This is a genomic window from Thauera sp. (assembly GCF_034003485.1).
Taxonomy (GTDB): domain Bacteria; phylum Pseudomonadota; class Gammaproteobacteria; order Burkholderiales; family Rhodocyclaceae; genus Thauera.
In genome coordinates this window covers 68,929-81,478 of sequence record NZ_JAVEYL010000010.1, presented here as the reverse complement: position 1 = coordinate 81,478, position 12,550 = coordinate 68,929, and the positions used below count along the sequence as shown (strand labels likewise).

Sequence of the window (12,550 nt, the reverse complement as noted above, 5' to 3'; positions counted from 1 at the left end):
TCTTCCCTAGTTGATCTTGACCATCGCGCCCTTGAGCACGAGGTTGCCGCTGGATTCGATGGTGGCGTCGCCGTCGGCCTTCAATGTCAGCTTGCCGGCGGCTTTGAGGTCGAGGTCGCCCGGGGCCTCGATCTTGATCGCACCGCCACCGTCGATGGTCACCTTGGCGTCGGCGACGGTGAGCGTCATCACCGGGTCGTCGTCCTGTACCTCCATCCTGAAGCGCTCGCCCATCAGGCTGACGGTGAAGCCGATCGGCGAGGACTGGCGGATCTCGACACGCACCCCGCTGTCCTTGGCGTCGGCACCGGAGGGCAGCTGCAGCACCCAGTCGTTCTCGACGTTCTCGGGCGGGGTGTCGCTTTCGTTATACAACGTGCCGGTGACCACCGGGCGGTCGAGCGCGCCGCCGATGAACTGCACCAGCACCAGGTCGCCGACCTCGGGCAGGCTGGCGAAGCCCTTGCGCGGCGTGGCCACCGGCACGTGGCGCAGCACCAGCTCGGTGCCGCGCAGCACGACGTCGGCGCTGTAGGGGCCGGGGTCGGACGGATACACCGCCTGCACCGCGCCGATCTCGGCGAAGCGGTGGCTGGCGAGTTCGCGCCGGATCATCTGGCGCAGCGTGTCGTAGAGCTCGCTCATGCCGGCACTCCGGTCGCGCGCGTGATGAAGCCCTGGCCGGGCGCGAAGCGGTGCTCGACCGCGATCGCCACCCAGGTGCCGTCGCCGCGTCCGCCCGGGCAGTCCTCGAGCGCGAACGGGCTGGCGATGTCGAGCGCCGGGCAGCCGGGTACGGTGATGTGCACCCGGCCCGCGGGCTTGGCACCGCCGCCGGACACGGCGCCGAGCGCGCCGCCCAGTGCGCCACCCATGCCGCCGCCCCCCGCTGGCGAACCGCCACCGCCCGCTGCCGCGCCGCCGGCGGGCTTCTCGCCAGCGCTCCATGCGCCTTCCTTGGCCTTGCCGGTGGCCAGGCCAGCGAAGGCGGTGATCGCCGGGTCGTGCAGTTCGGGCTGCAGGCCGAGCAGGTCACGGCCCCAGCCCCAGGTCGCCACCGGCTGGCCGCGCGACGCGCGGGCGTTGAGGCGCGCGTTGGCATCCATCCACACGTGCACGCCGGCGGCGTGGCCGAGGCGGGCCATCCATTCCCACAGCGAGGCCTGGGCGTCGATGGCGAGGAAGGCGTATTTGGGGCCGGCGTCGATGTCGCCCGGGGCGAGGCTGGCCTCGCCCGCCCACAGCTTGATCAGGTCGGCGAAGCCCTGGTTCTCGTAGCCCGCGTTGCGCCGCACGCGGGTCAGCGGCGCGGCGGCGGCGCCGAGCACCAGCTCGAGCTGCCCGCCTGCGCCGCCGATGAGCGTGATCGGGCCGGTGAACACCGCGGGCGGATCGTCGCCGGTGCCGAGCTGCAGCTTGAGCACGTCGCCCGCCGCCAGCGCGGGAAAGTCGCTGCCGGGCAAAAAGCGCAGCCGGCACAGGGCCAGCGCCGGTGCCGGCAGCAGGCGCACCTCGGCCTCGACCAGCGCGGCGGTGAGCGGGTCGGGCTGGGCGGGGCCGGTGAGCAGCGCGACGAGGTCGGCGCCGAAGCCGCCCGCCGAGGGCGCGCCGCCGCCGCGCGACACCTTGGCGCGTGGCGGGGGCAGCGTGCCGGCGCCGCTCGAGCCGCCGAGCACGCCGCCGAGGCTGTCCATCAGCGCGTCGCCGATCATGGCGGCAGCCCCGTGCTGCGCGTGTTGCGCGAGCGGTACCAGCGCAGGTTCTTGAGCACGCCGTCGCCCGGGGCGTCGGCGAAGACGAAGGGCAGGGTGTAGTTGCCCAGGTCGTTCTCCTCGACGATCGGCAGCGGCCCGGTGCCGGGGGTGGTGGCCGGGTCGGGGCCGGGCACGACGTGCAGGTGCAGGTGGTTGTGGAAGCTCACCCCGGTGCTGCCGGCGCGCATCAGCGGGTTGCCGCGCTCCACCCGGGTGCCGATGATCTGCAAGGGTGTCTTGCCGTAGAGCGATTGCCACAAATCGCGCACGCCTGCGGTGGCGCCGTGGCCGTACACTGCGTAGGTGCTCACCGGCGTGCCGCCCTGGTCGCGGTCCTGGGTGTCGACGCGGGTGTCGTGGCGCACGACGATGAAGTTCCAGCCGGTGAGCCAGTTGCGCCAGTTTCCGCCCGCCGCCATGACGAGCTTCGAGGCGTCGTATGCGGCGTTCTGCTGCGTCGTGTTCGGTTGGATGTTGTCCGGGATCCAGTCGAAGAAGTCGACCACCGTGCCGTCGCGGATCGCCAGGATCTCGTCGCCGAAGTCATGTGCGAAGTCGTAGGCGTAGACCTGCGGGAAGCTGTTCCAGCGCGCGTGGCTGAAGAAGCCGAGGTTGGCCTGGCCGACGTACATCGCGGTGTCGGCGGCGTAGGGCAGGTGGTAGGGCGAGCCGGCCTTGTCGGGGTAGCCGATGAAGTCGGTGCGCGGGTTGCCCGCAGCGTCCACATACGGGGTGTCCGCAGGGTCCTTGCGCGGGTTGTAGCGCCCGCCGTCGGTGCTGCCGTCGCGCTGGCTGTAGAACTCGATGATGAAGGTCAGCGTGCCGAACAGCGCGCCGAGGCCGACCTTCTCCCCGAGCTGCGCCGGGCTGTGGGTCCGCGCGATCGCCCACGCGATGAAGGTGCCGAGCATGTTGCCGAATGCGTTGATGAAGGGCGCGCCGAGCAGCATCCACGGGAAATACAGCGGGCCGAAGGCGGCGCCGCCGTTGTTGTCGAAGGGCAGGCCGTAGTCGTCGCGCGGGATCAGCGCGCGAAAGCCGAAGCCGATGGCGAGGTTGATCAGCCCGATCACCGGGTCGGCGCGCTGCCAGTTGGCAGGGCGCAGGTCGTCGCCCGCCGCCGGGGGGCCGGAGGTGCCGCCAGTCTGGTTGATCAGCGTGAACAGTGACAGGAAGAAGTCATTCACGCCTTGCGTGGCGCCGCTGATCGTGTACGCCGACAGCGCGTCGCCCCCGATCAGCGTCAGCCATTGCAGGAAGCCGAGCTTGGCCGTGGTCTGGGTATGCACGCCCTCGAAGGAGCCGCCAATCACGGTGAGCATCGGCAGCAGCGACGAGAACAGCCAGCTCGAGCCCACACCCCAACCGAGCGAGCGCACGATCAGCGAAGGCAGCGGCGCCTCGCCCGCGCCGCGCGCGACCGCGTCGGTCCAGTTCCACAGCCACAGCGGGATGTTGCAGGCGTATTCGCGCTCGCCCATGCCCATCGCCACCGCATGCCAGAAGCCTGCGGCGCTCTTTTGCAGGATGGCGGTGGCGCGCGTCCAGTCCTCGAGGAAGGCGGGCGAGATGGCGCCGAAGCTGAAGTGCTCGCGGCTCGCCGGGCCGGCGAACTGCGGGGCGGCGTGCCAGGCGAAGGGGGCGTCGGCGCGGTGGAGCACGGCGTCGTCGACGGTGGCACGGCGTAAGACCAGGCATTTGCGGTCGGTGCTCAGCCAGACTTCATCGCCCGGGTAGCCGGGGGTGACGTTCTGCAGCAGGCCGGTCCAGAAACCGTTCTGGAAGCCCTGGCGGTGGCGCGCATAGAGCCACGAGGCGTACCAGCAGTACTGGCCGTCCTCGCTACGCGGCGGGATGCTGGTCGAGCGCGAGCCGCGGCTGCGGGTGCTGCGCGTGGTGGTGGCAGCCGCGGCGGGGAGGGCGGCGCGCGGCAGGCCGCCGCGCGGCAGGCCGCCGCGGGTGTTGATCGCCGCGCCACGCGCGATCTCGGCCAGGACGCGCAGCACGGCCTCGATGCGGCCGAGCAGGCATTCGGCCTGGCCCGAGATTGCCGGCAGCGGAGTCTCGCGCAGCGCCCGGATGAGGAGGCCGGCGAGGCGGTCGAGATCGAGGTCGAGCGTCGGGAAGCGCGGATAGACGTCGCGTTGGAGCCGGCTGAGCAGGCAGGCGAAGGCCTCGCGCACCGCCTTCACGCGCGCGCTGGCGCCCTCGGGGTGGGTGCGCAGCTCGGCACGCACCTCGCCGAGCAGCACCAGGAAGTCGGCGCGAAAACCCGCCTGAGTGAGGCCCAGGGTATCGGTGAGGATGCGGCTGGCGCGCTGCAGGGTGCTGCGGATCTGCGCGTCGGTGAGCAGGCCGGCGATCGGCGCCAGGCGTTCGAGGCCGTCGGCGAGGCGTTCCAGCAGATCGGCGGTCGATGCCGGTCCGGGACCCGGGTTGTAGCCTGTCGCCAGGCTGGCCACTGGCTGGGTGATCGGTTCGATCAGGCTGCGCAGCTCGGTCAGCGCCTGCGGCAGGCGCGGGCCGAGGCGGGCGAGGAGCGCGTCGGCGAAGCGCTGGCCGGCGGCCTGGAAGGCCGGCAGCACCGCCTCGGCGGCGGCCGGGTCGAGCATGAGCTGATGGGCGATGGCGACGATCTCGTCGGCCATCTCGTCGCCCACGCCGCGTCCGTGCATGCGCGCGAGCATCTGTGGCTGGATCAGGATTGAGCCGAGCATGATCCTGTTCTCCTAGCTGCCCACGCTGACGCTGGCGCTCGCCGAGGCGCCGCTGCCGCCGGGCGCGCTGGCGAGCAGACCGGCCCAGGCCTGGTCGACACGGCCGATCTGCACGCGCAGCTCGGGCGGCAGGCTGTGCACCCAGTCGATCACGAGCTGGATCGAGACGCTGATGTCGAGCGCAGCGACCAGGGGCTCCACCGTCGCCCGCCAGGTCTCGTCCAGCGGTTGCAGCAGCAGCGGGTCGGGGTCGAGTGCGCCGACCTTTGTCTGCAGGTCCTGATGCAGCGCGTCGAGCTGGGCGCGCAGCGCGGGCGGGATCACCGTGTCGAGCGAGATGCGCGCGAGCAGGCGGTCGCGGGTGGCTTCCAGCGGCTGGCGCAGGCTGGCGGGGTCGAGCGCGCGCAGCTCGCCGAGCAGGTCGCGATACAGCGTGTCGACCTGTTGCGCGTAGCGCGCAGGGTCGAGGCCGGCGATGCGGTCGGTGAGCGACTCGATGCGCGCGAGCAGGTCGGCGAGCGCCAGCGGTGCGGCGAGCAGCTCGTCGAGCTTGGTCTGCAGCGCATCGACCAGGCTGCGCAGCGCGGCCGACGCCGCCTGCAGCAGCGCGACGAGCACCTTCAGGCTGTCGAGGAAGAGCACCAGCGGCTGGCCGAACTGGCGCATCAGCGCGTCGCGCACCCATTGGCGGACTTGGGCCGGAGTGCCGGGCAACAGCGCGGCGAAGGGGCCGTCGGTGGCGGGGAAGCGCTCGGACATCTGGTCGAACAGGGTGGCCAGGCGCGCGTCGGTCTCGGCAAGGCGGCGCTCGAGGGCGGCGAAAGCGTTGAGGGCGTCCTCGGCGGCGCGGGTCGCGGGGGCGTCGAGGAAGGTGGAGATCGCGTTGGCGTTGGCCGGCGGCAGCGCGGCGAGGGCGCTGCGGGTGCGGCTGCGCGCGAGTGCGAGTTCGCTCAGCAGCGTTTGCGCTCCGGCGGCGGGGAGGGCTGCGGCCAGCGCGTTGCGTGCAGCGGTCCACTGCGTGCGCAAGGCGTCGGCGGCACTGGCGAGCGAGGTGGTGCGCAGCGCTGCGAGCGCGTCGGCAAGCTCGCCGCTGGCGGTCTCGGGCACCTTGGCGAGAACCTGGTCGAGCCAGGTGTCGAGCTGGCTGTCGGCGTCGCCGAGCGCGGCGAGCTTGGCGACGAGGTGGTCGGCGACGTCGAGCGCGCTGTCGGCCGTGTTGCCGAAGCTGCGCACCCGCGCCAGCACGCCGCCGAGCGCATCGCCGAGTTCGCCCCCGGGCACGACCGCGTCCAGCCCTTGCAGCGCGCCCTGTACGGCGTCGGTCAGCGGCTTGAGCAGGGTCGATGGGCGCAGTTTTTCCAGCTCGCCGATCAGCGCGGCATGGGCCTGCGCGGCCGGCTGCAGCACGGCGGCGACGTCGAGCTGGCGGCCAAGGCGCTGGCGGGCGTCGGCGAGCGCGCGGTCGGCCTGTTCCAGCCACTGCGTGGGGCTGAAGGCCGCCAGACCATCGCGCACCGCCCCATAAGGCTCGGCCAGCAGCGGCTGCAGCGCGGCCCGCGGCGACAGCCCGAGCAGGCGTTCGCGCGCCTGCTCGGGCAGGGCCTTGATCTGCAGCAGCAGCTCGACCGGGCTGCCGTCGAGCTGGACCTCGAGCTCGACCACCAGCGGGTCGGTGAGCGGCACCAGCGACTGCGGCAGCACGCCCATGGCCTCGCGGATCAGCGCCGGGCCGGGGGCGGGCAGGGTGGACGGGTCGATCGAGCGCAGCACGCCCTGGAGCTGGCCGATGGCGCCGATGACCTCGTCGGCGACCGGGGCGAAGGAGATGCGCGGCAGGGATTCGGCGAGCTGCTTGATCTGCTCGAGGAGCGCGATCAGGTCGGCGACCTCGCCCTGCTGGGTGAGGTTGGCGATCGGCTCGAGGATCTGGCGCAGCGGTTCGGCCAGCGCTTCGGGGTCGATCGCGTCGATCGCCGTGTCGGCCGCCTGCAGGGCCTCGCCGAGCGCCGAGGTGGCGGGCGAGAGCGCGCTCGAGAGCGCCGATTCGAGGGCGGCGACCGCCTGCTCCAGCGCCGCTTCGAGCTGCTGCTGCAGGCTGGCGAGATCGAGGGCCTGGATCTGGCTGCGGGCGTCGCCGAAAGCGCGTTCGGCGCTGGCGCCGAGGCCGGCGAGCTGCTGCTTGATGGCGGCGATCGCGTCGCCGGCGGCGTCGAACGCGTCGGTGACCGGGGCGCTGACCGCGCTGATGTCGAGCAGCTCGAGCACCGACTGCAGGCGCTCGCGCACGTCGTCGATGAGCGCGGTGAGCGGCGCGAAGGCGTCGGGCGGCAGGGTCGGCACGGCGAGGCCGCTGATGCCCTGGGTGAGGTCGGCGAACGTGGCGCGCGGCTGCAGCAACACCAGCGTGCGGCACAGGCCGGCGTCGAGCGTGCCGGGCAGTTCGACCAGGTTGGACATCAGGCGGGCACGGGCAGTGACGGCGCCGGTGGCGAGCGCGCCGGTGTTGGCGCCGGCGAGCGCGGTGAGCGTGGTCTGCACCGTGCCGAGCGCGGTGGCGGCGCCTGCGGCATTGCCCGCCTGCGCGGCGGTGGCGAGCGCGGCCATGGCGTCGACGAAGCTGCGACCCGTCGTGCCCACGGCGGTGCCGGACTGGGCGGTGATGTCGGCCGCGGGCAGCGCGCGCGTGATGCAGCCGCTGGTGTTGAATGCGATCAGCTTGTCCAGCTCGCTCACCGTGTGCACCAACTCGGCCTCGACCGCGGCCGCCGTGGCATCGTCCCAGCGGACAAGGGTGTCGAGCGGGTCGCGCAGATCGTCGAGGATGGGCAGCGAGCGGAGCTGGAAATAACCCGGGCGGAAGGTGCCGACGCGGGCATGCACCCAGCGCAGCAGGCTGGGCAAGGTGAGATCGGCGGGCAGGGTGTCGATCAAGCTGCGCGCGGCGGCGACCTGGGCGGTGTCGAGGGCGCCGGCGTCGCTAGGCGGCGCGGAAGATGTGCCGTTGCCGGATGCGCTGCCCGAGGAGCCACTGCCGCTTCCGCTCCCTGCACTGCCGCCTCCCGCTCCGCCACCTGCGCCACCGCTGCCTTCGATGCCGGCCGTGACCCCGAGCCCGCAGCGCCAGTCGCTGCCGAACAGCGCCTGCAGCCGCCCGATGCGGGCGAGCAGTGGCGCAAAGGCCGCCTGCAGATCGGTGCCGAGGCGCTCGGGCAGCGCGGCGATGTCACCCTGCAGGCCCTGGGCGAGGCCGCCGAGTTCGCCCTGCAGGCTGGGCAGCAGGCTGCCGAAGCTGGCGCTGAACTCGAAGCCCCCGGACAACTGCGGCACCGCCAGCCCGCCGAGGCCGGCGAGCGCGCTGCCGAAGTCGCCCGGCGGGCCGCTCTGCCAACTGGCGATCAGCTTGCCCAGATCGCCGAAGGCGCCGCCGATGCCGCCCGCAATGGCGGACAGATCCGCGCCGGATGCCGTGAGGTCGAGTTGCGCGAGCAGTCCGGCCATGGTCGCTTACTCCAGCAGACCGCGCAGACCGGCGCCGATGCTGCCGAGCTGGCCGATCGCGGGCGCGGTGTCGCCGAGGATGCCGGCCAGCGGCCCGGTGGGGTCGGAGATCGCCGGCATGCTGCCCAGCGCCTCGAGCGCGTCGATGGCGCCCATTGCCTGGTCGAGCAGACCGGCCGCGTCGTCGAGCAGGCTGGTGTCGATGCCGCCGAGTACATCCGCGGGGGGTGGCGGCGGGGGCGATTCGGTGAGCCACAGCGTGTAGTCGATCTGGTCGGGCGCGCTGGCCTCGGCCTGGACGTGCAGTTGCTGCAGCAGCACGTACTGGATGTCGGTCCCGGTGACGATGTCGGAGACGAAGGTCATCGGTTCGCCGGCGAGGTATTTCTCGCGCACGGCGTTGAGCATCTCGAGCCCGGCCTCGCTGCCGAACACCGAGCCCTCGATCAGGATGCGCGCCGGGCGGCGGTCGAGGTCCTGGAACAGGCTGCCGGCGCGGCCCGGCACCGGAAGTTCGAGGAAGTCGCGCGTCTCCAGCGTTTCCAGCCGGGTCACGCGCGGCAGTTCCCAGTCGGAGAGCATGGGGGTGAGGCTCATGTCAGATCGACTCCCCTGAGCCAGGCCTGTTCGCGCAGCAGGCGCTCGAGGCCGTCGGCCAGATCGGCGGCGTTGTCGCCGGACGCGCTGCCCGCCGGCACCTGAGTGGGCGCATGCAGGCTCGCCGCCGCCGCGGCCGGCGGCTGGGCGGCGGGGGCGGTGCCGACCGCCGCAAGCAGGCGTGACGGCGCGCGCTGCAGCGGTGAGCGGGTGGGCGCGCGGGCAAGGGGCTCCGGCCGGATGCCGTCGAGCGCCTGGGCGGCCCTCGCCGGGCGCGGCGGGACCGAATCGAGCAGGCTGCGCAGGACCGCGTCGCCATGCTGCAGAGCTGGCGCACCCACTGGTGCCGCGTCGATTCCGCTGGCCGTTGCCATCGCGGCCCGCTCGCCCCAGGGCGCGCTGGCGGCGTGGAGACGCGACGGCGGTGCATCGCCGTACTCGCCGCCGGGCGCGAGGACGGCGCCACGCGCTGCGGCCGTGCTTGGGTCGATCGCCGCTTCGCGGCGCGCGGCGGGACGGTCGGCGGCGGCCTGGGCGGCCCCCGCTGCCGAAGCGGCGGCGGTGTGCCGAGCGCGTGCTGCATCGCCGTCGTCGCGCGCTGGCGCCGAGCGCGCGCCGATGCCATGCAGGCGGGTCGCCGCGCGGGGCGGCGCGTGGCGCTGGAGCAGCGCCTCGATAAGTTCGCCGGCAGCCAACGCGTGCACGGCCTGCTCGCTTGCGGGGCGGCTGGCGAGCGGCTCCGCTGCGGCCGCGCGCGCTTGCGCGTTCGCGGCGGCCGCAGCGAGCGCCGCGGCGGACGGTGGCAGATCAGGCGCGCGACGCGGCGCCTGAGCAAGGCTGTCCGCGGCGCTGGCCAGGCCGGCCAGGGCGGCGCTTGCGCTCGCGCTCGGGCGCGCAGTGGCTCCCGGCGCAGCCCGGCTGCCCTTGTCGGCATGCCGTCCGCGCGCCTTGGCGGCGGCATCGGCACCGTTCGCCGCGTCGAAGACTTTCGGCAGCACCGCAAAGGGGTTGAAGGGCACCGCGACGGCGAAGGGGTTGAAGCGCGCCGCTGCGGGCAGGCGCTCGAGATTGCCGGTGCGCGCCGCGGCCTCGCCGGTGACGGCGGCGAGCAGCGCGGACAGCCGCGCCTGCGCCGCCTCCAGGTGCGTGCGGGCCGCATGGAAGGGCGCGAGGGCGGTCGTGAGCGTGCGTGGATCAGCCATGGCGGCCGCCTTCCTCGCGCAGCATCTGCAGGTGGAGCAGGATCTGGCCGAGGGTGAGCTCGCCGATCTGCTGCGGCGTCCACCCGAATTCGCGAGCGAGCACGTGGGCGGCGCGCGCGATCGGTTGCTCGGCGGCCTCTTCCAGCGCGGCGGGGGCGACGGCGAGGCCGCTCACGCGGTTCACCTCGGCGAGCAGGAACTCCATCAGCCCGATCGGCAGCGCCGACACCTGCGGCAGCGACAGCTCGGGCGTCTGCAGCGCGGCGTGCACCATCAGCGCGCCGGCCAGGCTGTCGCTGTCGCGCGCCGCGCGGCTGATGAGCTGCAGGTCGCGCACGGTCAGGGGCCGGATCTGCACCCGGCCGGCCAGGCCGCTGCGTCCGGCCTCGATCAGCGCCGCCGGCACCGCGATGTCGAATACCGCGGCGCTGCCCGCGAGCAGTTCGTCGGCGCCGAGATAGCCCGGCCCTGCAGCGGAGGTGGCGTTCGCCTGCGCGCCCTGTGCCGAAGTCATGGGCTCAGGCGCGCTCGTCGCGCACGCTCACGTACAGCGCCTGGAAGTCCGCGCCCTCCATGACGAAATCGTCCTCGGGCATGGAGAGATTCCATTGCTCGAGCTTGACGTCGTGCAGGGTCACGATCGACTTGGTGCCCGGGTTGGCGGCGTTTTCCGCCATCAGCGTGATGTTGAACGCCGGCTGCGCCCACGAAGCGCGCGGGCGTTGTTCGCTCGCTTCGCCGAGCAGCAGGCGCAGCAGCGCGCCGTTGAGCCAGGCGCGGTCGATGTGGCCGCGCACGCTGACGTTGCCCGAGCGCAGCTCGCTGGCGTAGCGCTGGCCGATCTCGTGGAAGGGGCGGATCGCCGAGCTGACCTGGACGGTGACGCCGGTGACGCGGCCGACCTGGATCAGATCGTTGCCCTCGATCACGGTGCTGGCGGCGCCGCCCTCGGGCCCTTCGCCGGCGGGGGCAAGCAGGATGGTACCGTCGGCTCCGGTGTACACCTGGTTGTTTGCAGCAGATGGCATGTCGGTCTCCTTACCTGCGTATTCAGGACAGCGCGAGGGTCACGCGGATGTAGTCGATGCTGAAGGTGGGTTGCATGGCCACGTTGACGATGCAGCGCCCGGCGATCTCGTCGGCGCGTGTGGCGGTGACCTCGAGCTGGTAGCCGGTGAGGGCCTCGTCCACCACCATGGTGGTCAGGAAGCTGTCGAGCGCGCCGTGCAGCGCGGTGCGCACGCGTTCGTTGTTGAGCCGGCCGACGAAGGGGTTGGCGACCTGACGGATGCCGGCCTTGGCGAAATCGACGATGCGCCGGGTGGTGATCTGCGAGAAGGCCTCGCCCTCGGTGGTGATGCCGCGCACCACGCGGATGCCCTGGCGGTCCTCGAGCGGGCAGACGTTGGCCTGCAGCAGCGACTTGAGCTGGCCGTAGCTGTAGCGGGTGGTGAGCTGGGTGACGCCGGCCAGCACCTTGTTGGTCGGGCTGGCCTGCGGCGCGAGGCTGGCGATCAGGCCGGCGACAGCGGCGGCGGTGTAGTTGCCGGGCAGATCGACCATGGCGCCGGCTGCGGGGTCGTAGGTGCGTACGCCGGGCGTCACGAGCACCACGCGCTTGTTCGCCGCCACCTGGGCCGCGACCTCGGTGACGCCGGTCGCGTCCGATCCGACCACGGTGATCATGTCCTTGCCGTCGCCCTCGGCGGTGTTGGTTGCCGACGGCAGCACCTGCAGTGCGGTCGCGGTGGCAAGCTCGGGCGCGATCAGGATGTTGATCGTTTCCTTGAGCAGCTCGGCGGCGGCGGCGGCGAAGGTGGCCTGGTCGGAGCCGGTGGCCACTGCGCGGGCGTAGACCGTGCGCGCGCCGTTGGCGAACAGCAGGGCCAGCCCGCGCATCAGGTTCTGCGTGCCGGCCGACAGCGCGTCGGATGGCGCGTAGAGCTTGGCCGCGTCCTCCATGCTGCCGAGGATGTGGGTCTGCCCGATCGCGTCGGTGACCCCGGCGGCTGCCGCTGCCGTGCCGACGATGCCGACGTTGCCGAAGCTCACGCCTTTGGGCGCGATCAAGCCCTCGGCCTGGACCCGGATGAATGTGCCGGGAACGATCTGTTCCGCAAAGTTCTCTTCCATCGCCCGCTCCTTCGATCCCCGCTGGGGAGTCCGTTCGCCCCGCGCGGGGCATTGCCGATGCATGTCGCGAGCTGCGCGCCATGCGGTTTTCGATCCCGTGCGATCAGCCGTCGGGCTCGATGTCGAGGACGAGATCGGAGATCACGCCCTCGCCTGTGGTGGGTGTGCTGATGAATTCGAAATCGACATCGAAGGCGAGCGTGCGCGCATCTTCGACCGGCACCCGGTCGAGGCGCTGCAAGCCACGCGCGACGCGTTCGGCGCGCGACAGGCTGAGCAGCTCGGTACCGATGCCGACGAGGTAAGTGTGTGCGTTGGTGTCGTTGCCGCCGGTGACGCCGATGGAGACACGCGCCTGCACACGGCGCCCGAATTGCCCGGCGTGGGGACCGACATGGTTGCCGACGTAGCCACCCAGCCCGAGCGGCCGGATGCGGCTCGGCTCGACGTGCACGTTCCGCGTCATCCCGCCAGGGACGGCGGATGGCAGAAGCCCCGCGATCGCGCTGTCGAGCGCGGCGAGCGCGTCCTGCGCCAGCACGTCGGGCATCGTCTCCTCCTGCGGGCGTCGTATGCAACGGTGTCGGGGGTGCTGCTGGAAGCCGCGCCGGTGCTTGTTCTTCTTCACATGACCGGCCACTCATTTTTA

10 protein-coding genes are annotated in these 12,550 nt (G+C 72.5%); all 10 read right to left on the bottom strand.

Features of this window, described 5'->3' with window-relative positions; all coding sequences use genetic code 11:
• Window positions 1-6: 6 nt before the first annotated feature.
• Window positions 7-645, bottom strand: a complete 639-nt coding sequence (locus RBT54_RS07515; protein ID WP_320365735.1) for a phage baseplate assembly protein V — start codon at window positions 643-645, stop codon at window positions 7-9.
• Window positions 642-1,712, bottom strand: a complete 1,071-nt coding sequence (locus tag RBT54_RS07510) for a hypothetical protein (protein ID WP_320365733.1) — start codon at window positions 1,710-1,712, stop codon at window positions 642-644. The genes RBT54_RS07515 and RBT54_RS07510 overlap by 4 nt, the downstream gene beginning before the upstream one ends.
• The gene (locus RBT54_RS07505; protein WP_320365732.1) at window positions 1,709-4,471 is read right to left on the bottom strand and encodes a M23 family metallopeptidase; all 2,763 of its coding nucleotides are present in this window, start codon (window positions 4,469-4,471) and stop codon (window positions 1,709-1,711) included. Before RBT54_RS07505 ends, RBT54_RS07510 begins: the two co-directional genes overlap by 4 nt.
• Window positions 4,472-4,483: 12 nt before the next feature.
• Window positions 4,484-7,969, bottom strand: coding sequence for a hypothetical protein (locus RBT54_RS07500; RefSeq protein ID WP_320365730.1), 3,486 nt, complete (start codon window positions 7,967-7,969; stop codon window positions 4,484-4,486).
• Between the two features lie 6 nt (window positions 7,970-7,975).
• On the bottom strand, window positions 7,976-8,566 hold the full coding sequence (locus tag RBT54_RS07495; protein WP_320365728.1) for a hypothetical protein: 591 nt from the start codon (window positions 8,564-8,566) through the stop codon (window positions 7,976-7,978).
• Window positions 8,563-9,768 carry a hypothetical protein gene (locus RBT54_RS07490; protein ID WP_320365725.1) on the bottom strand — a complete coding sequence of 402 codons (1,206 nt, stop codon included), beginning with the start codon at window positions 9,766-9,768 and terminating at the stop codon, window positions 8,563-8,565. Before RBT54_RS07490 ends, RBT54_RS07495 begins: the two co-directional genes overlap by 4 nt.
• Window positions 9,761-10,282 carry a hypothetical protein gene (locus tag RBT54_RS07485; RefSeq protein WP_320365722.1) on the bottom strand — a complete coding sequence of 174 codons (522 nt, stop codon included), beginning with the start codon at window positions 10,280-10,282 and terminating at the stop codon, window positions 9,761-9,763. Before RBT54_RS07485 ends, RBT54_RS07490 begins: the two co-directional genes overlap by 8 nt.
• Before the next feature lie 4 nt (window positions 10,283-10,286).
• Window positions 10,287-10,796 carry a hypothetical protein gene (locus RBT54_RS07480; RefSeq protein ID WP_320365720.1) on the bottom strand — a complete coding sequence of 170 codons (510 nt, stop codon included), beginning with the start codon at window positions 10,794-10,796 and terminating at the stop codon, window positions 10,287-10,289.
• Window positions 10,797-10,818: 22 nt separating this feature from the next.
• Window positions 10,819-11,901 (bottom strand): phage tail sheath C-terminal domain-containing protein, encoded by a 1,083-nt coding sequence (locus tag RBT54_RS07475; RefSeq protein WP_320365719.1) that lies wholly within the window; start codon window positions 11,899-11,901, stop codon window positions 10,819-10,821.
• 103 nt (window positions 11,902-12,004) lie between these two features.
• On the bottom strand, window positions 12,005-12,451 hold the full coding sequence (locus RBT54_RS07470; RefSeq protein WP_320365717.1) for a hypothetical protein: 447 nt from the start codon (window positions 12,449-12,451) through the stop codon (window positions 12,005-12,007).
• Window positions 12,452-12,550: the final 99 nt, after the last annotated feature.